Consider the following 18,853-nt stretch of genomic DNA (forward strand, 5'->3'; position numbering starts at 1 on the left):
CTTTCTCACATCGATAGTTCGGCAAGGAATTCCAGCGCCCTGTCATGAGCTTCGGGAGCGCCGGCGCAGACTACGCGGTCATCACCGCCCTCCTTCTCGCTGTAACGGCGAACCGGCGGGATGATGTGCACCCCAGTACGGCCGCAGGAACAGGGCGTCTGCCAGCCTGAGAGCGTGATTTCGTCGCCCGTGACAAGCCCCGCCCAATAGGTATTGGGCATCAGGTCAAACGAAGCGTATCGTCCGGTCTGGCCATCCTTGCGCGGCAGGGGCTTACCCGTGGCCGGATCGAGCAGAAACGGGATTTGGATCGGTGGGATGTGATAGTGGCCCTGCTCGCACATCATGCACAGCCCCATCAATTCCGAGGTGGCATACATTTCGTAGATCGTGTCGAATCCAAGGAATTCGAGCACGCGCTCGCGCCAATTGTCCGGAAGCTCCTTGCCCTTGTTTCCCCCTCCGGTCAGCAACACGCTGCCTTTACCGAAAACGTTCGTGAGACCACGTTTCAGCCCCTCTTCCGCCCAATCGTAAAGGATTGCCCACATAGCCGTGGCATAGACATCCTTGCCGCCGAAACGACGCTGCGCCTCGGCAAAGAAATGTTTGAGGTCTTCCGGTCTTCGGCGTTCGAGCTCGAGCAGAGCCTCCCGGCGTTCCGCCAGCGCAGGAGAAATAGCGAGGGCACCAGCCTCGCCCCTCGCCTCAGCGGCCCTCAGCCGCCCACCGAGCGAAGCAATATCCGCGCTGAAGCGGGATTCTGGATAGAGAAAAAGGGCATTTTCCTCACCCTTGGCATAGAGCTCGATTTGGATGCCATTCCCTCGCTGCGTCGCAGCCGCCCCGCAGCGATAGCCCGGGATGATAATCGGCATTCCGTCCTTCAGGATGTCCGGGCCGCGCTCCGGCCACCAATCGCGGATGATTATCGCGGAGTGGATAATGGTCTCTCGCCACTGCGCCTTGCTGCGCGGTACGAAGCTTAGCTTGCCGGTGGTGCCCGAAGTATGCTGCACGGTCAGGTCGGTCGCGGCATCCAGCAGATCGATCCAGTCATCGATCGTCTCTATTCCCGACGCATCGACATGAGAGATATCGCTCGTCGTAAGGCCCGAAAGCCACTTGGTCAGCTTGTCGAAGCGGCCTCGCTCAAGATAGCTTATCGGGTAGGACTTATAGACGGTGTGTGGGAATAACAGCGGCGCCAGGTCATCGATCGTTTCGATCGTCTCGATCCCCTGTTCTCGGGCCAACCGGTCGAGAACGGAAAGACCCGGCCGGAGCTGTGCGAAGCGCTTGCGCGCGCCCGCAAGATGGAGCCTGTCAATTTCCTCCTGCTCAAGCGTAAATGCCAGATCATAGGGCGCATCATGAAAGCTTGTCGGGTCTTCGATGAGGCGGTCGAGGTACGTAGTCATGATGCGAATCCGTCCTGTTTCGATGACGAATTCTGGCTCTCCATGGGGGCTCACGACAACGAAGAACGGTGCCGCGTTCGCGCCAAACTATTGTCAGGAGGTCATGTCGAATGACGGTGTGCAACTGATTGAGCGCTCGCGATATTCGCGTGGCGTCAGGCCGGTAGCCCGCCGGAAAGCCGCCGAAAAAGCGGCCGGGCTCTGAAAACCGCAATTACCGGCGATAACCTTGATCATCATCGCATCGTCGCGAAGTTGCTCCTGAGCCCGAGCGATACGGCGCTTGGCGATGTAGCCGGTTAACGTCTCTCCCGTGGTCGCGCGAAAGCTACGGATGAGATGTCTCGGACTGGTGCGAATTTCGGCGGCGAGGCAGGATACCGAGAGGTCGGTGCCCAAGTCCGCTTCGATCCTGTCTCTCACTCGCTGCAATCGCCAAACCGGCATTTGTCCGGATCCGGCATCCCGTGGAGATCCCGATTTCTGGAAATGGCGGCACAGCTCGACCACAAGGAGGAGCGCCATGCTCTCTAGCAGAATAGCCTGACCGAATCCCGGATGCCGCAATTCATTCGCCAACCGGGCTAGGCCCTGCCTTATCGACACGCTCTGAACATCGAGACAAGGAGCCAGATCAGCAAGCTGTTCATCTTCGAACAGTTCCTCGGCGCGCTCGTTAGCGAACGTCAGGCAAAGAAGGCTATGTTCGCCAGGCTCACTCCACGTCGCAAATTCGCCGCCCTTTGGGAGAAACACGACGTCTCCCGGAGGATCGGCTAATTCGTTGGCGGTCCTGAAAAATCGCGAGTTTGGGCAACGCGGGCCGAGCGAAAAATCAAGGTAGTATGAATTCGGCTCGTACAGAGCGCGACTGCCCTCATTCCAACCGAAATGGCGGATGTCCGCAAAAATGCCATTGATTTCGATTTCGCGTTCAATGCGGAAATGAGACGCCGTGTGAGGTGCGCACATCGGCAAATCGCCTCGATCCGCAATGCCCATGTTAGGCCTCCTCGTCAGCCGAATTGTTCGGCTCGTCGATGGAACCAATCCGGTCTTCGATGTCATGCGCCGAGCAGGCCCTCCTCCGACCCGCCCGGCGCCCGCGTTTCAAAGCAAGGGGCCTTGAAACGCTGTAACTCTATTCCTGGTCACCTTGCGGCGAACCTCCATATACCGCAACCTTCCTTCGGATAGGGCGCCTGAGCGCCCTGACAGCGGAGGCGAACATTTCAAACGGACTTGGTCAGTTCCGGCACGGCGCTGAACAGATCCGCCACCAGACCGACGTCGGCGACCTGGAAGATCGGGGCGTCCTCGTCCTTGTTGATGGCGATGATGGTCTTGGAGTCCTTCATACCCGCAAGGTGTTGGATCGCGCCCGAGATGCCGACGGCGATGTAGACTTCGGGAGCCACGATCTTGCCGGTCTGGCCGACCTGATAGTCGTTCGGCACATAGCCCGCGTCCACCGCAGCGCGCGAGGCGCCGACGGCAGCGCCGAGCTTGTCGGCGAGCGGCATGATGTACTGTTCGAAGGTCTCCGAATCCTTCAGCGCGCGGCCGCCCGAGACGATCACCTTGGCGCTGGTCAGTTCCGGACGTTCCGACTTCGCGAGTTCGGCACCAACGAAGCTCGAAAGGCCCGCGTCACCGGCACCTGCGACGTCTTCGATCACGGCCGAACCGCCCTCGGCAGCAGCCTTTTCAAAGGCGGTGCCGCGTACGGTGATCACCAGCTTGGCATCACTCGATTCGACGGTGGCGATGGCGTTGCCGGCGTAGATCGGACGGGTGAAGGTCTTCTCGCCCTCGACCGAGAGGATGTCCGACAGCTGCATCACGTCGAGCAGAGCGGCAACGCGCGGGGCGACGTTCTTGCCGGTAGTGGTGGCGGGCGCCAGGAACGCGTCATGGTGGCCCATCAGTTCCACGATCAGCGGCGCGACGTTTTCGGCCAGCGCATGTTCGTAGGCGGCGTTGTCGGCCACGTGGACCTTGGCGACGCCGGCGATCTTCGCGGCAGCCTCGGCAGCGGCACGGCAGCCAGCGCCTGCGACCAGCAGGTGAACTTCACCCAGCTTGGCGGCAGCAGTGACGGTGTGGAGCGTTGCGTCCTTGACCGACGCGTTGTCGTGTTCGACCCAAACGAGCGTCTTCATTAGGCGACTCCCAGTTCCTTGAGCTTGGCTACCAGCGCATCGACGTCGGCAACCTTGACGCCTGCGACACGCACGGGCGGCTCTGAGACCTTGAGGGTCTTGAGGCGCGGAGCGATGTCGACGCCGTAATCGGCGGCGGTCTTCACATCGAGCTGCTTCTTCTTCGCCTTCATGATGTTCGGCAGCGAAGCGTAGCGCGGCTCGTTGAGGCGCAGGTCGGTGGTGACGATCGCGGGCAGCGAAAGCTTCACGGTCTCCAGACCGCCATCGACTTCGCGGGTCACGGCAACGTGATCACCGTCGATCTCGACCTTGCTGGCAAACGTGCCCTGCGGGCGGCCGGTGAGGGCTGCGAGCATCTGGCCGGTCTGGTTCGAATCGTCGTCGATCGCCTGCTTGCCGAGGATCACGAGGCCCGGATTCTCTTCGGCAACGATCGCCTTGAGGATCTTGGCGACGGCCAGCGGCTCAACCTCTGCATCGGTCTCGATGAGGATCGCACGATCTGCACCCATGGCGAGTGCAGTGCGCAGCGTATCCTGCGCCTTGGCCGGGCCGACCGAGACGGCCACGATCTCTTCAGCCTTGCCCGCTTCCTTGATGCGGATAGCTTCTTCGACCGCGATCTCGTCGAACGGATTCATGCTCATCTTGACGTTGGCCAGGTCAACGCCCGTGCCGTCCGCCTTTACGCGCGGCTTCACGTTGTAATCGATCACCCGCTTAACGGGGACGAGGATCTTCATCGAACTCACTCCATTTCCAGAATGATCGCGTCCACTGCAAGGCTTTCGCCCGCCTTGGCGTTGACCGCCTTCACCACGCCCGACTTCTCGGCGCGCAGGATGTTCTCCATCTTCATGGCCTCGACGACGGCAAGCGGCTGTCCGGCTTCGACCTTGTCACCCTCGCCCACATGGAGCGCGACGAGCAGACCCGGCATCGGGCAGATCAGGAACTTCGAAAGATCCGGCGGGATCTTTTCGATCATGTGCTTGGTCAGCGAAGCCACGCGGCTGGGCAGGATCTGCACGTCGTGGATCGCCCCGCGCGTGGTCATCTTCAGACCCGTGCGCGTAGGCGCGACACGGATGCCGATAGCCTCGCCGTCGATCTCGGCGTCGATCAGGCGGTCGCCCGGCGTATATTCCATCGCAAGGTCGACGGAGATGCCGTTCACGGTCACGTCCTCATCGTCGATGACGACTTCGAAAGGCGCCTTGTCGATGATGACGGTCCATTCCGACGGCGGCGCCAGACGGCGCGAGGCGAGCTGCCCGTCGACCCGGCGCGCACGGTCGGCCCGCGCGGTGGCGACGAAAGCCGCAACGGCGGCCAGCTTGCCCTTCAGTTCTTCCGACGCAGGCGCGCCGGTGAAGCCTTCGGGATATTCCTCGGCAATGAAGCCCGTGGTCAGCTCGCCCGAGCGGAAGCGCGGGTGCTGCATGATGGCCGAGACGAAATCGATGTTGTGGCCAAGGCCCTCGATCTCGAACAGGTCGAGCGCGGCAACCTGCTTGTCGGCAGCCTCGTCGCGAGTCTCGCCCCAGGTGATCAATTTGGCGATCATCGGGTCGTAGAACATAGAGACTTCGCCGCCTTCATAGACGCCGTCATCGACACGCACGCCGTCGATCCCGCGGCGGCCGTTTGCGGAGCCGTCGTCGTCCCAGCCGTCAACCGGCGGCTGATAGCGCACGAGGCGGCCGGTCGAGGGCAGGAAGCCGCGATAGGGGTCTTCGGCATAGACGCGGTTTTCGATGGCCCAGCCGTCGATCTTGACGTCGGCCTGCGTCATCTCCAGCTTTTCGCCGGCGGCGACGCGGATCATCTGCTCGACCAGATCGACGCCGGTGATCGCTTCGGTGACCGGGTGTTCGACCTGAAGGCGGGTGTTCATTTCCAGGAAGTAGAAGCTCTCGCCCGTCGGGTCGGCGCCCGACACGATCAGTTCCACCGTACCGGCCGAATAGTAGCCCACTGCACGCGACAGGGCGACGCACTGCTCGCCCATGGCCTTGCGCATCTTCTCGGTGACGAAGGGCGACGGCGCTTCCTCCACCACCTTCTGGTGGCGACGCTGGATCGAGCATTCGCGCTCGTTCAGGTAGAGAATGTTGCCGTGCTTATCGCCGAGGATCTGGATCTCGATGTGGCGCGGGTTGAGGATGAACTTTTCGATGAAGACGCGGTCGTCGCCGAAGGAGTTCAGGCCTTCGCGCTTCACGGACTCGAAGCCCTCGCGCACGTCCTTTTCGTCGTAGGCAAGGCGCATGCCCTTGCCGCCGCCGCCGGCCGAAGCCTTCATCATCACCGGATAGCCGATCTCGTTCGAGATGCGCACGGCGTGCTCGGTATCCTCGATCTCACCGACGAAGCCGGGCACGACGTTGACGCCGGCCTGCTTGGCAAGCTTCTTGGATTCGATCTTGTCACCCATCGCGGCGATGGCGCCGACGGGAGGGCCGATGAACTCGATGCCTTCTGCGGCCAGTGCCTCTGCGAAGGAGGTACGCTCGGACAGGAAGCCATAGCCCGGATGGACGGCTTCGGCGCCGGTCTGCTTGCAGGCCTGGATGATCTTGTCGGCAATCAGGTACGACTGCGCGGCGGGCGCGGGGCCGATGTGGACGGCCTCATCGGCCATCTGCACGAAAGGCGCGCGGGCATCGGCGTCCGAATAGACGGCCACCGTCTGAATGCCCATGCGGCGCGCGGTCTTGATCACGCGGCAGGCAATCTCGCCCCGGTTTGCGATGAGGATTTTCTTGAACATCAGATATCCGTTTTCCAGGTATTCGTACCGAATGGTTTGCGGAGATTTTCTGCAAACTCTCCTGCTGTTGGATCGTTCATGCTACTTCCAGCGAAGAACCGAGCGGCGGCATGTTGTGGCCAAGCAGGCGCAGTACGTCGGCAGCACTCTCAACCACGTTCGTACCGGGGCCGTAGATGCCCTGAACGCCGGCATTGCGCAGGAATTCATAGTCCTGCGGCGGGATGACGCCGCCGGCGATCACCTTGATGTCGCTGCGGCCGGCTGCGCGCAGTTTCTGGATCAGTTCGGGGATCAGCGTCTTGTGACCGGCCGCCAGCGAGGACGCGCCTACCACGTCGACCGCGCTCTCCAGCGCCAGCACCACGGTTTCTTCCGGAGTCTGGAACAGCGGGCCGGACACTACGTCGAAGCCCATGTCCCCGAAGGCGGAGGCGATCACGTTGGCGCCGCGATCGTGGCCGTCCTGACCCATCTTGGCGACCAGCACCTTGGGCTTGCGGCCGAGACGACGCTCCACCGCCTGCACGCCGTCCAGCACCTGCTGCCAGCGGCTATCGCCCTCGTAAGGCGCGGCATAGACGCCCTTCACCGGGGTCGGCTGGGTGCCATAGCGCTGGAAGCTGTCTTCCATGGCCGAGCTGATCTCGCCCAGCGTTGCACGGGCGCGGGCGCACTCGACGGCAAGTGCGAGCAGGTTGTTCTCGATGCTGGCGGGCGCGGCGGCACCGTCGCGCAGAGCCTTGAGCGCAGCCTGACACGCCGCCTCGTCACGCTCCGCCTTCATCTTGTTGATGCGGGCGATCTGGCCTTCGCGGACCTTGGCGTTGTCCACTTCCAGCGTTTCCAGCAGGTCTTCGCTGGCAAGGCGGTACTTGTTGACGCCGACGATCACGTCGTCGCCCCGGTCCACACGGGCCTGACGGGCGGCGGCGGCGGTCTCGATCATCGCCTTGGGCCAGCCGGCAGCGACGGCCTTGGCCATGCCGCCTTCGGCCTGCACGCGCTCGATGATCTCCCAGGCCTGATCAACCAGCTGCTGCGTCAGCGATTCAATGTAGTAGGACCCACCCAGCGGATCGACGACATTGCACATGCCGGTCTCTTCCTGGATGATGATCTGCGTGTTGCGGGCGATGCGGGCCGAGAAGTCGGTCGGCAGCGCAATCGCCTCATCCAGCGCGTTGGTGTGCAGCGACTGCGTGCCGCCCAGCATCGAGGCCATCGCCTCGATCGTGGTGCGGATGACGTTGTTGTAGGGGTCCTGCTCCTGCAGCGAAACACCCGAAGTCTGGCAGTGGGTGCGCAGCATCTTCGAACGTTCGTCCTTGGCGCCCAGATCGGTCATGACCCGGTGCCACAGCACGCGCGCGGCGCGCAGCTTGGCCACTTCCATGAAGAAGTTCATGCCGATGGCGAAGAAGAACGAGAGGCGGCCCGCGAACTTGTCGATATCGAGGCCCGATGCCACGCCGTACTTCACGTATTCGGCGCCGTCGGCAATGGTGAAGGCCAGTTCCTGCACCTGCGTCGCACCGGCTTCCTGCATGTGATAGCCGGAAATCGAGATCGAGTTGAACTTCGGCATCTCGCGGCTGGTGTAGCCGAAGATGTCCGAGATGATCCGCATCGAAGGCTCTGGCGGATAGATGTAGGTGTTGCGGACCATGAACTCCTTGAGGATGTCGTTCTGGATGGTCCCGTCGAGTAGCTTGCGATCGACGCCCTGCTCTTCGCCGGCAACGATGAAGAAGGCCAGGATCGGGATCACCGCGCCGTTCATCGTCATGGAGACCGACATCTTGTCGAGCGGAATACCGTCGAACAGTATCTTCATGTCCTCGACGGAGTCGATGGCAACGCCGGCCTTGCCCACGTCACCCACGACGCGCGGATGGTCGCTGTCGTAACCGCGATGGGTGGCAAGGTCGAAGGCGACCGAAAGACCCTTCTGGCCCGCAGCAAGGTTGCGGCGATAGAAGGCGTTCGATTCCTCAGCAGTGGAGAAGCCCGCATACTGGCGGATGGTCCAGGGGCGACCGGCATACATCGAGGCGCGCACACCCCGCGTGAACGGCGCGAAGCCGGGAAGGCCGGGATCGACGGTCACGTCCTCGGCGGTGTAGAGCGGCTTTACCGCGATACCCTCGGGCGTGTTCCAGGTCAGGTCCTTGCCCTTGACCTCCTTGTCGGCGGCTGCTTGCCAGTCGTTGATGTCAGCCATGATCCGTATCCTCTGCCTCCTCTCCCGCCTGCGGGAGAGGATACGAAGGCTTGGCAGCTTGCTGCCTAGCCGAAGTTGGTGTGGGCTCCCGAAGATCGGGCCAGACCCACCCCGCTGCGACTAGGACCTGCTATGCAGGCCCAAGTCTCGCTCCCCTCCCGCACGCGGGCGGGGAAAATGTTCAATGCGCCTCTTTGGGCGTTTCCATGATCTCGGTGAGCTGACCGCCCATGTCCTTGGGGTGGACGAAGAAGATCAGCGTCCCGTGCGCGCCGATGCGCGGCTCACCCAGCACGCGCTTGCCAAGGCCTTCGAACCACGCCTTGGCCGCGTGAATGTCCGGCACTTCGTAGCAGATGTGGTGCTGCCCCCCGAGCGGGTTCTTCTCCAGCCACTTGCCCACGGCCGAATCCGCCGCAGTGGGCTGGAGCAGTTCGATCTGCGTGCCCGCCGTGCCATCCTCGCCGGGCGTGTTCACGAAGCAAACGCGCACTTGCTGGCTTTCCAGCACGAACGGCTCGGTAATGTCGGTGGCGCCCATCACGTCGCGATAGAACGCGATCGAGGCGTCGAGGTCAGGCGTGGCGACGCCGATGTGGTTGAGACGACCCAGCTTCATTCAGGAAAAACCTTCAGTTGGGACATTAGCATCATACTTCCAACGAGGACCGGCAGAGCTGACATCAAGACCAGCACCGCTCGAAACAGCTTCGGCCGTTCGTTCTCCGTCAGCCAATGTTCTACCCCGCTCCGTCCAATCTGCAGCCTCAACCGGCCGAAGCGTCGCATTTCCCATACCGTCAGCCAACAGAACACCGTCAGGACAGCAAGGAAGAGCAACGCCTCCGTCACAGGCTCAGGCCATGTTCTCAAGCACGAGGGCGATGCCCTGCCCGCCGCCGATGCACATGGTGACAAGGCCGTACTTCCCGCCCGTGCGCTTCAGCTCGTACATGCACTTGATGGCGAGCATCGTGCCGGTCGCGCCGACCGGGTGGCCGATGGAAACGCCCGAACCGTTGGGGTTCACCTTCTCCGGGTCAAAGCCGAGCACCTTGGTCACGGCGGCGGCCTGCGCGGCGAAAGCCTCGTTGCTCTCGATCACGTCGATCTGGTCGAGCGAGAGCCCGGCGCGCTTCAGAGCCACCGGTACGGCCTTGATCGGGCCTTCGCCCATGTAGGCAGGCTCGACACCGGCGTGCCCCCAGGCGACGATCTTCGCAAACGGCTTGAGGCCGCGCTTCTCGACTTCCGCTCCGGTCGCCAGCACCACGGCGGCAGCGCCGTCGTTGATGCCCGAGGCATTGCCGGCCGTGACCGTGCCGTCCTTCTTGAACGCCGGACGCATCGCGCCGAGCGTCTCGACGGTGGTGTCCGCACGGACATGTTCATCGGTATCGAAGACGGTGACGCCCTTGCGGGTCTTCACTTCGACGGGAAGGATCTGCTCCTTGAAGCGGCCTTCCGCGATGGCCTTGGCGGCGCGCTGGTGGCTGGTCGCGGCGACCGTGTCCATGTCCTCACGCGAGATGCAGTGGCGCTCCGCCACGTTCTCGGCGGTGATACCCATATGGTAGCCGCCGATGGCGTCCGACAGGCCGACGGTCAGTGCGTCTTCCTGCGTGTTATCGCCCATCTTCTTGCCCCAGCGCACGCCGTGGTCGTGATAGGGCACGTTCGACATCGATTCCGCGCCGCCCGCTACCGTAATCCCCGCCTCGCCCAGCTTCATCATCTGCGCAGCCGAAACGATCGCCTGCACGCCCGATCCGCAGAGGCGGTTCAGCGTCATCGAAGGCACTTCGAACGGCACGCCCGCGTTAAGGCCGATAACGCGGCTGAGCATCTCGTCCTTGGCGCTGGTCGGCATGACCTGGCCGATGACGATATGGCCGACGTCCTCAGGCGAAACGCCCGCGCGGGCCAGAGCCTCGGTCACGACCTTGCCGCCGAGATCGGACGGCATGAACGACTTCAGCGAGCCGCCGAAATCGCCGACTGCCGTGCGTACGCCACTGACGATGTAGATGTCTTCCATGACCTGACTTCCCAATCTGGTTTTTCGATGCGTGCCGTCTTTCGCGGCTGGGGTGGATCGCGGTGCTCGCCCAAAGGCGATACGCCGCGATCCGTGACGCTATCAAAGCGGAATGTTGTCGTGCTTCTTCCAGGGATTTTCGAGGCTCTTGGTCCGCAGCTTGCGCAGGCCCAGCGCGATGCGCTTGCGGGTCGAGTGCGGGTAGATCACCTCGTCGATATAGCCCCGGCTCGCCGCCACGAAGGGGTTGGCAAAGCGGTCTTCGTATTCCTTGGTCTTCTCGGCAATGCCCTCGGGCGAGAGGCCGCGGAAGATGATCTCCACCGCGCCCTTGGCGCCCATCACCGCGATTTCGGCGGTCGGCCAGGCATAGTTGAGATCGCCGCGCAGGTGCTTGGACGCCATAACGTCGTAAGCGCCGCCATAGGCCTTGCGGGTGATCACGGTGATCTTCGGCACGGTCGCCTCGGCATAGGCGAACAGCAGCTTGGCGCCGTGCTTGATGATGCCGTTGTGCTCCTGATCGGTGCCCGGCAGGAAGCCCGGAACGTCCACGAAGGTGATGATCGGGATGTTGAAGGCATCGCAGAAGCGCACGAAACGCGCGGCCTTCTTGGACGAGTTGATGTCCAGCACGCCCGCCAGCACCATCGGCTGGTTGGCGACGACGCCCACGGTCTTGCCCTCGATACGGCCGAAACCGACAATGATATTGCCGGCATGCAGCGGCTGAACCTCGAAGAAGTCGCCCTCGTCGAGCGTCTTCCGGATCACCTCATGCATGTCGTAAGGCTGGTTGGCCGACGGCGGGATCACGGTGTCGAGGCTTTCCTCGGCACGGTCCCATGGATCGGCGCAAGGACGCTCGGGCACTTCCTCGCGGTTGTTGAGCGGCAGGAAATCGAAGAAATCGCGCGCGGCCAGCAGCGCCTCGATATCGTTCTCCAGCGCGAGGTCGGACACCGAGGTCTTGCTGGAGTGCGTGATCGCACCGCCCAGTTCCTCTTGCGTGACGACTTCGTTGGTCACGGTCTTCACCACGTCCGGCCCGGTGACGAACATGTAGGAGCTGTCCTTCACCATGAAGATGAAGTCCGTCATCGCCGGCGAATAGACTGCACCGCCGGCGCAGGGGCCCATGATCAGCGAAAGCTGCGGCACCACGCCCGAAGCGAGCACGTTGCGCTGGAACACTTCGGCATAGCCGCCGAGCGAAGCCACGCCTTCCTGAATGCGCGCGCCGCCGGAATCGTTGAGGCCGATTACCGGCGCGCCGACCTTCATCGCGTTGTCCATCAGCTTGCAGATCTTCTGCGCATGACGGTGCGAGAGCGAGCCGCCGAACACGGTGAAGTCTTGACTGAACACATAGACAAGGCGGCCGTTGATGGTGCCCGATCCGGTGACGACGCCGTCGCCCGGGATCTTCTGGCTCTCCATGCCGAAATCGGTGCAGTCATGCTCGACGTAAAGGTCGAACTCTTCAAAGCTGTCTTCGTCCAGCAGGATATCGAGGCGTTCGCGCGCGGTCAGCTTGCCCTTGGCGTGCTGCGCGGCAATGCGCTTCTCACCACCACCCAGCTTTGCTGCGGCGCGGCGCTTCTCCATTTCGGCGATATTGGCTGACATATCCACTATCCATACAAACCCGATTCCGGCCTAACTGCGCGGCCAATGGATCGCTGTCCAATGCAAATCTGCAAATTTGCAAACTAGAGGTTTGCAAACTACACACGCAGAATGACATTGCGCCGCACCTTCGCAGGAACCACGCTGAGGAGCCTGCGTGCTGCTCGCGGGATGAAACAAGCCGATCTAGCCAAAGCTATTGGCATCAGCGCATCATATCTGTCGCAGCTCGAAAGCGACGATCGCCCGCTGACCCCCGCAATCTTCGACCGCCTGCGGAGCAATTTTCCGGTGGAGTGGCAGGACGTCCCCGTCGATCAAAGCGCCGAACTTCTTCGCGCCTTCGAGGACGCAATGTCGGACACGCACTCACGGGATCCGCAATCCTCCGCACAAGTTCGCAAGATCGTGGAACAATTCCCAAGCTTTGCAGAGTCATTCATCCAGCTTGCACGCGTGAATCGAGACAATTCCCAGCGCCTCGAGATGCTCGACGAGGCTCTGGGCGCAGACAATCTGGCTGGAGGCAGGCTACCATGGGAGGAGGTCCGCGACTGGTTTCACAACATCAACAATTATGTCGATGATTTAGATCGCCTAGCAGAGGCTTTCTCTCAAGAATTGGCAAACGACACTCTGTCACCATCAACCCAAAACTTGGTATCGTGGCTCAATGATAAAAATATCTCGCTCATTTTTTCAGACAAAGGGCCTGTTCGATTATTCGACGAACAACAAAGTACACTCACGATAAATACGGCAAAAGCGAACGACAGTCTTAGGTTCCACCTAGCTTGGCACATCAGCAGCACGCACTTCAACGAAGACATCGCGACGATTTCAAGTAACGCAGACGTCCGCTCCAAAACCGCTCGGAATCTTCTATCTATTGGCCTAACCAATTACATGGCGGGTTCGATCCTGATGCCATACGAGCAATTTCGTTCGATGGCGCGCGACATGCGGCATGACGTTGATAGGCTCCGACACCTTTTCAATGTGACCTTCGAGCAAGTTTGTCACCGGCTTTCCACACTCCAGCGCCCAAACGCACGCGGCACGCCAGTTTATTTCTGCCGCGTCGACCTGGCCGGCAACATCACAAAACGGCACTCGGCTACGCGCCTTCGATTTGCGCGTTTCGGCGGCGCTTGCCCCCTTTGGGTAGTCCATGAGGCTGCCGCGGTGCCTGATAGAATTCATATTCAGCTCGCGGAGATGCCAGATGGCGTCCGCTACGTTTCCATGGCGAAAGGTCTTGTGAAGCCGACCGGCAGCTACGCGGAGCGCCCTCGTCGCTACGCCGTTGCATTAGGGTGTGAAGTCGACTTCGCTGCAGAGTTCGTTTACGCGGACGAAATAAACCTGAGCCACCCCGCCACACCTATCGGAGCTTCATGCCGAACTTGTAGCCGGCATAATTGCGACCAGAGAGCATTTCCTCCTAACGGAAAAGACATCTCCATCGATAGCTTTCGGCGGGAAGTAGTCCCATACTCAATCGATTAATAGATAAATAGATCGATTAGACCGTTCACATCACAATCTACCATGCGAACTCGACCTCGTTTTGCACTTAATCTCTCAAATTATTAACGTTAGGGCGACGTCGCTCGGTCGAATTGCGCCTTCGATATCGCCTTGAACATTCCGTCCATTCTTTGCGTTACCCCCCCTTAATCATAGGGGGATAGAAGGTGTCTGCGGGTAAGGTCGAACTGAAGCTCTTGAAGAAACACTATCTCAAAGAACTGAAACACCTAGTGATGTCGGTAGTACCCGCAACGATGGGTCTATCCGCGGCTTTGATTGCACTGATTGGTTCCACGTCCAGCCTGAACAAATCGGATTTTGAAAATTTTACCCAAACCCATGATGCCAAATTACTTGCACTGTTCGCCGCCGCATCCGCCACGCTGTTTATGGCCACGCTGACTTATCTGAACAAAACAAGAAGACGATCTTCGGCTTTCCCGGATAGCATCCTGCCGTTTGGCGGCGACACAAAGAAAATTATTTCTTTTCAACGTCTCGCTGCACGTCTCGGCAACGATCTTCGCAAGGTCGACAAGGATAAGGTTCGAGAGGCGATTGAGAATCAGATCGATGATCTGGCACATACCGAACTGTTGGCCCGGATAAGCCAGCGCGTTCTGGCCGATGATCGCGCCAAGCGATACACCGATTTAATGGAACAATCGGTCAACAGAATGCGCAGAGAGATCGAGGCGCTTGAATTTAGAGGCAATCTCAACCTCTCGATTGGCATTGTGGCCACCATTATTGGAATTACGACCCTAGGCGTGTTTGTATTTACGGCTAACTGCGGATTCCGGGGTTATCGCGCGCACCATTCCGAATTGATGGCGCGCAGGATTCCGAGGTGATCGCGCGCAGCGTTCCGAGAATTATCCGCGCAGCATTCCGAGATGATCGCGCGCAGTTTGGGATGACGTGAAGCCTGATCGTTGGGACCATTTCCCTGGCTGAGCAGCCAGGAGGATTGGATGCCGACGAGGAGGGTAATGATGCGCCATGTGCGCGAGATACTGAGGCTGAGCCTGGATGCCAGGCTATCGACGCGAGCTGTAGCAGAGCATGTCCGGATGGGGGCGACCACGGTACGCGACACGCTCAGGCGGTTTGATCAATCCGGGTTATCCTGGCCATTGCCACCCGAGATTGGCGATGCGGATCTGGAGGAACGGCTCTACGGCGTACCCGGCGTCAAACCCGGGCGGCGTAAGCTCCCGGAGCCGGACTGGCCGGTGGTAGCGCGCGAACTGAAGCGCAAGCACGTGACACTGCAGGTGCTGTGGGAGGAGTACCAGGCCGAGCATCCGGACGGGTATCGATACTCGAGATTTTGCGATCTGTTCCGCCGCTGGGAAGGCCGCCTGCCGCTGGTCATGCGCCAGAACCATGCCGGCGGCGAGAAGCTGTTCCTCGACTACGCTGGCGACACAGTGCCGGTCGTGGTGGACCGCAGGACCGGAGAAGTCCGCGGTGCCCACATCTTCGTCGCCGTGATGGGCGGCTCGAGCCTGTCGTTTGCGCTGGCGACATGGACCGAGCAGTTTCCCGACTGGATCGCGGGCAACAATGCCGCCTTCGCCTTCTTCCGCGGCGTTCCCCAGTTGCTGGTGCCCGACAACGCCAAAGTGGCGGTGATCAAGGCCTGTCACTTCGATCCTCAGGTGAACCGCAGCTATACCGATATGGCCCGGCATTACGGTACGGCGATCCTGCCGGCGCGGCCGCGCAAACCGCGGGACAAGGCCAAGGTCGAAGCCTGCGTCGGTATCGTCGAGCGCTGGTTGCTTGGCCGCTTGCGCAACCGGATCTTCTACAGCCTCGCCGAGGTCAACGCAGCGATCGCCGAATGCCTTGCCGATCTCAATGATCGGCGCGTGCTGCGCCAGTTCGGCAAGACGCGCCGCCAGCTGTTCGACGAAGTCGATGTTCCAAACCTCAAGCCGCTGCCGGCAGAGCCGTGGGTTCACGCCGAATGGCGACGCTGCCGCGTTGGGCTCGATTATCATATCGCGATCGAGCGGCATCATTACTCCGTCCCGCACCGCTTCGCGCGCCGCGAGGTCGAAGCCCGCTTCACTGCCAGCACGGTCGAAATCTTCGCAGGCGGAGAGCGTATCGCCGTGCACATGCGCGGCAGCGGGAATGGCCGGCACACCACCGTCCCCGAGCACATGCCCTCCAGCCATCGCCGCTACGGCGAATGGACGCCGGCGAAGATCCGCGAAGAGGCAAGCCGGATCGGGCCAATGCTGTCCTTGCTGGTGGAGAAGGTCATCGAGGCAAAGCCCCATCCGGAACAGGGCTACCGGTCCTGCCTGGGCATTATCGGGCTCGAGAGGCGCTTCGGTGCCCAGCGGCTTGAGGCCGCGGCGCTGCGCGCGCTGGAGATCCAGGCGCGCAATTACCCGTCGGTCAAATCGATCCTCGAGAAGGGGCTCGATCAGGTGCCCGTTCCCCAATCCCCCGAGCAAGAGCCGATCATCCACTCCAACATCCGCGGCTCAAGCTACTACAACTGAAGGAGCAAGAATGCTGAAGCATCCCACTCTGGACCTTCTGGGCCAACTCGGCCTCGCCGGCATGGCCAAGGCCTTCGCCGAAATGGAAAGCAACGATGACGCAGCCAGTCTCAGCCACGCAGAATGGCTGGCGCTGCTGCTCGACCATGAGGCCACCTACCGAAATGACAGACGCCTCGCTCTGCGCCTGCGACATGCCAAGCTGCGGCACCGCGCCGTGCCCGAGGATGTTGATTATCGAACGCGGCGCAGCCTTGACCGCCGGCTCTTCGAAACGCTGCTCGCCGGAGAATGGATCTCCAGGCACGAGAACTTGGCCATTATCGGCCCGACCGGCATCGGGAAAAGTTGGTTGGCCTGTGCGATCGGCCACAAGGCTTGCCGCGATAACCGTTCGGTTCTCTACACCCGGTTGCCGCGGCTGATCGACGAACTCACCCTGGCCAAGGGTGACGGCCGTATCGCTGCTCGCATGAAAAGCCTTGCCAGGGTGGAGCTACTGATCCTGGATGACTGGGGTCTTCAGCCGCTCGACGGCAACGCCCGGCACCATCTGCTCGAAATCCTCGAAGACCGCTACGGTCAGCGCTCCACGCTGGTCACCAGCCAGCTTCCCGTGGCCCGCTGGCATCAGACCATAAACGATCCGACCTACGCCGATGCCATCCTGGACCGCCTCGTCCACAACGCACACCGGCTCGAACTCGAAGGGGAATCCATGCGTCGACCTGCCGCCACCGCCGCAGCTTGACCAAGGCGCCAACATAGGTGACATCCACGACCAACGATCAGGCGCTTCAACTGCGCGCGATCAGATCGGAACGCTGCGCGGCATCAAATCGGAATGCCTGCGCGCGATGGTCGGAATCCGCACGGCTAACTACGCCAACGTCACGATATCTCAGTTTTTATACAGTTTTGCACCACGCATCTCGCTCGTCCTTTCGATTGAGATTTTTGCATTTTTCTTCCTCGGACTCTACAAATACAGCCTTACCGAGATCAAATACTATCATAATGAACTGACTTCGGCAGAAGCCAGGATCGCTGCCGTGGTTATCGGATCTGAACTACCGGATCAGACTTCGTACTCGAAGCTTGTTTGTGGTCTCGCAGAGATTGATCGAAATAGCGCCCCCAATACTGAGCAAAAAGCAGAACTCGAACGCTCGGCCGAGACCCTCGGGAAACTCCTGACTGCTATTGCGCCTTTCGTAAAGAAGGACTGAGTCCGCAAAACACAACGCCATCGAAGCTGCATGGGTTCGCCCAGTGAGATCATGGCCCGGGCTCTCACGCAAGACGATGCGCAAGAATCTGCGGCTGGACACAATCGAATCCCATTTCAAGGTGCCGGATCGACCACCGACGCAGTCATTGCACTCTGCACCAATGTGATGGCGGCTTCCGGGGATCGGTGGCGAAGTTTAAGCGATCGAGATGGAGCCCGTTGCTGTGATGGACAGTCTCTACTCTAAAGGTGTTTATAGCTTTGAAGGAAATCGGATGACGTTTCCTTCCTCTGGTTCTGCAGCGGCGTCCGTTTCGACCTTGTCATAAGCAGACGCCCGCTTCTCGATCGCCGCATCTCCACTGCGCCCTATGGTATCCGCCCAGTCCTGGAGCATGCGGCGACGCGGCGTCAGATAGAGCGCACTGTTGTAGGCACCGCGAATGTCGTCGTCTTCCGAATGCGCGAGCGCCATCTCGATCCAGTCGGAATTGTAGATCTCCTTCTCGTTGGCCCAGGTCGAGGCCATGCCGCGAAAGCCGTGCACCGTCTGCCGGCCGCGATAGCCCATCCGGTAGCAGGCGTAGATCATGGTGTTTTGCGAGATGGGACTACTCGGTTTGGTTCCCGGAAACACCAGCCCTTCGCCGTTGGTCGCGCGCAGGCGGCGCCGGAGGAGCAACACGACCTGACGCGAGAGCGGGACGATATGCTCGCGCTGCATCTTCATGCGCTCGCCGGAGATGCGCCAGAGCGGGTTCGCGCCGTCGAGGTTCTCGAACTCGTGCCAGGCCGCAAAGCGTGTCTCGCTGGTCCGGCACCAGGTCAGCAGCGTGAACAGCATCGCCTCTCGCGTAATCTCGCGGCGCCGGGGATCCTCTTCCCCGTCATAGTTTTGAATGGCGTGCACGAGTTCGGGAAGTTGCTGCAGTGGGAGCCGCGCCATGTGCTGCACTTTGGGACGCGCCTTGAGCGCACCTGTCAGATGCGCGGAGGGATCGTGCTCAACAAACCCTTCGGCAATCGCATAATGGAAGATCTGGCCAATCGACTGGAGTACGCGCCTGCTCACGTCCAATGCGCCGCGCGCCTCGACGGCCTTGATCGCCGCCAGTATCTCGGGCGCCTTCACGCCGGCAATGGGAGTGGACCCGATCGCCGGAAACGCGTCGCGTTCCAATCGCGCCAGGAGACGCTTCGCATGGGCGGGATTGAGACTATCCACGCGGCGAGCGTGCCACTGACGCGCGACGATCTCAAAGGTACGAGCCTCCGCCTCGTCTTTGGCCTGCTGGACCTTGGCGGGGTCTTTGCCCA

At 61.1% G+C, this 18,853-nt stretch carries 15 protein-coding genes (1 of these 15 running past the window's edge); 5 read left to right on the plus strand and 10 right to left on the minus strand.

Annotated features, from left to right (window positions below; translation table 11 throughout):
* Positions 1 to 5: 5 nt before the first annotated feature.
* The 9 genes from AC1VVK_RS17930 to AC1VVK_RS17970 form a co-directional block, all read right to left on the minus strand.
* Positions 6 to 1,421 (minus strand): hypothetical protein, encoded by a 1,416-nt coding sequence (locus AC1VVK_RS17930; protein ID WP_482906159.1) that lies wholly within the window; start codon positions 1,419 to 1,421, stop codon positions 6 to 8.
* A 93-nt stretch (positions 1,422 to 1,514) separates the two neighbouring features.
* Positions 1,515 to 2,423, minus strand: a complete 909-nt coding sequence (locus AC1VVK_RS17935; protein ID WP_482906160.1) for a helix-turn-helix domain-containing protein — start codon at positions 2,421 to 2,423, stop codon at positions 1,515 to 1,517.
* Positions 2,424 to 2,653: 230 nt separating this feature from the next.
* Entirely contained in the window at positions 2,654 to 3,583 is a 930-nt protein-coding gene (locus tag AC1VVK_RS17940) for an electron transfer flavoprotein subunit alpha/FixB family protein (RefSeq protein WP_482906161.1), read from the minus strand.
* Positions 3,583 to 4,329 (minus strand): electron transfer flavoprotein subunit beta/FixA family protein, encoded by a 747-nt coding sequence (locus AC1VVK_RS17945; protein WP_395392597.1) that lies wholly within the window; start codon positions 4,327 to 4,329, stop codon positions 3,583 to 3,585. The genes AC1VVK_RS17940 and AC1VVK_RS17945 overlap by 1 nt, the downstream gene beginning before the upstream one ends.
* A 5-nt stretch (positions 4,330 to 4,334) precedes the next feature.
* On the minus strand, positions 4,335 to 6,359 hold the full coding sequence (locus AC1VVK_RS17950) for an ATP-binding protein (protein ID WP_482906162.1): 2,025 nt from the start codon (positions 6,357 to 6,359) through the stop codon (positions 4,335 to 4,337).
* A gap of 76 nt (positions 6,360 to 6,435) precedes the next feature.
* Complete coding sequence (gene scpA, locus AC1VVK_RS17955; RefSeq protein WP_482906163.1) at positions 6,436 to 8,583, minus strand: methylmalonyl-CoA mutase; 2,148 nt, start codon at positions 8,581 to 8,583, stop codon at positions 6,436 to 6,438.
* Positions 8,584 to 8,764: 181 nt separating this feature from the next.
* Positions 8,765 to 9,202 (minus strand): methylmalonyl-CoA epimerase, encoded by a 438-nt coding sequence (gene mce, locus AC1VVK_RS17960; RefSeq protein ID WP_482906164.1) that lies wholly within the window; start codon positions 9,200 to 9,202, stop codon positions 8,765 to 8,767.
* A gap of 237 nt (positions 9,203 to 9,439) precedes the next feature.
* Positions 9,440 to 10,621, minus strand: coding sequence for a beta-ketothiolase BktB (gene bktB, locus AC1VVK_RS17965; RefSeq protein ID WP_482906165.1), 1,182 nt, complete (start codon positions 10,619 to 10,621; stop codon positions 9,440 to 9,442).
* 102 nt (positions 10,622 to 10,723) lie between these two features.
* The gene (locus AC1VVK_RS17970; RefSeq protein WP_132385597.1) at positions 10,724 to 12,250 is read right to left on the minus strand and encodes an acyl-CoA carboxylase subunit beta; all 1,527 of its coding nucleotides are present in this window, start codon (positions 12,248 to 12,250) and stop codon (positions 10,724 to 10,726) included.
* Positions 12,251 to 12,361: 111 nt separating this feature from the next.
* On the opposite strand from AC1VVK_RS17970, the gene AC1VVK_RS17975 reads away from it, so the two are divergent.
* From AC1VVK_RS17975 to AC1VVK_RS17995, 5 genes are all read left to right on the plus strand, one after another.
* Positions 12,362 to 13,759 carry a helix-turn-helix domain-containing protein gene (locus tag AC1VVK_RS17975; protein ID WP_482906166.1) on the plus strand — a complete coding sequence of 466 codons (1,398 nt, stop codon included), beginning with the start codon at positions 12,362 to 12,364 and terminating at the stop codon, positions 13,757 to 13,759.
* Positions 13,760 to 13,947: 188 nt separating this feature from the next.
* A complete protein-coding gene (locus AC1VVK_RS17980; protein ID WP_482906167.1) occupies positions 13,948 to 14,637 on the plus strand; it encodes a hypothetical protein in 690 nt (229 codons plus the stop codon).
* Positions 14,638 to 14,778: 141 nt separating this feature from the next.
* Positions 14,779 to 16,305 carry an IS21 family transposase gene (gene istA / locus AC1VVK_RS17985; protein ID WP_482906781.1) on the plus strand — a complete coding sequence of 509 codons (1,527 nt, stop codon included), beginning with the start codon at positions 14,779 to 14,781 and terminating at the stop codon, positions 16,303 to 16,305.
* A 10-nt stretch (positions 16,306 to 16,315) separates the two neighbouring features.
* Positions 16,316 to 17,056: an IS21-like element helper ATPase IstB gene (istB, locus tag AC1VVK_RS17990; protein WP_482906168.1), complete on the plus strand. Its 741-nt coding sequence runs from the start codon at positions 16,316 to 16,318 to the stop codon at positions 17,054 to 17,056.
* 106 nt (positions 17,057 to 17,162) lie between these two features.
* On the plus strand, positions 17,163 to 17,534 hold the full coding sequence (locus tag AC1VVK_RS17995) for a hypothetical protein (protein WP_482906169.1): 372 nt from the start codon (positions 17,163 to 17,165) through the stop codon (positions 17,532 to 17,534).
* A 255-nt stretch (positions 17,535 to 17,789) separates the two neighbouring features.
* Here the strand turns inward: AC1VVK_RS17995 and AC1VVK_RS18000 are convergent, their stop codons facing one another.
* Positions 17,790 to 18,853: the 3' portion of a tyrosine-type recombinase/integrase gene (locus tag AC1VVK_RS18000; protein ID WP_482906170.1), read on the minus strand. It continues 229 nt past the right edge of the window; only the last 1,064 of its 1,293 coding nucleotides appear in the window; its start codon lies beyond the right edge, outside the window — the gene reads right to left on this strand; the stop codon is at positions 17,790 to 17,792.

Source organism: Novosphingobium sp. BL-S-32 (assembly GCF_056857055.1).

Coding starts and splice junctions, on each gene's coding strand:
- bktB (WP_482906165.1), bottom strand. CDS start 10,621: ATGGAAGACATCTACATCGTCAGTGGCGTACGCACGGCAGTCGGCGAT.
- AC1VVK_RS17935 (WP_482906160.1), bottom strand. CDS start 2,423: ATGGGCATTGCGGATCGAGGCGATTTGCCGATGTGCGCACCTCACACG.
- AC1VVK_RS17940 (WP_482906161.1), bottom strand. CDS start 3,583: ATGAAGACGCTCGTTTGGGTCGAACACGACAACGCGTCGGTCAAGGAC.
- AC1VVK_RS17930 (WP_482906159.1), bottom strand. CDS start 1,421: ATGACTACGTACCTCGACCGCCTCATCGAAGACCCGACAAGCTTTCAT.
- AC1VVK_RS17945 (WP_395392597.1), bottom strand. CDS start 4,329: ATGAAGATCCTCGTCCCCGTTAAGCGGGTGATCGATTACAACGTGAAG.
- scpA (WP_482906163.1), bottom strand. CDS start 8,583: ATGGCTGACATCAACGACTGGCAAGCAGCCGCCGACAAGGAGGTCAAG.
- AC1VVK_RS17970 (WP_132385597.1), bottom strand. CDS start 12,250: ATGTCAGCCAATATCGCCGAAATGGAGAAGCGCCGCGCCGCAGCAAAG.
- istA (WP_482906781.1), top strand. CDS start 14,779: ATGCGCCATGTGCGCGAGATACTGAGGCTGAGCCTGGATGCCAGGCTA.
- AC1VVK_RS17975 (WP_482906166.1), top strand. CDS start 12,362: ATGACATTGCGCCGCACCTTCGCAGGAACCACGCTGAGGAGCCTGCGT.
- AC1VVK_RS17950 (WP_482906162.1), bottom strand. CDS start 6,359: ATGTTCAAGAAAATCCTCATCGCAAACCGGGGCGAGATTGCCTGCCGC.
- mce (WP_482906164.1), bottom strand. CDS start 9,202: ATGAAGCTGGGTCGTCTCAACCACATCGGCGTCGCCACGCCTGACCTC.
- AC1VVK_RS17995 (WP_482906169.1), top strand. CDS start 17,163: ATGGTCGGAATCCGCACGGCTAACTACGCCAACGTCACGATATCTCAG.
- istB (WP_482906168.1), top strand. CDS start 16,316: ATGCTGAAGCATCCCACTCTGGACCTTCTGGGCCAACTCGGCCTCGCC.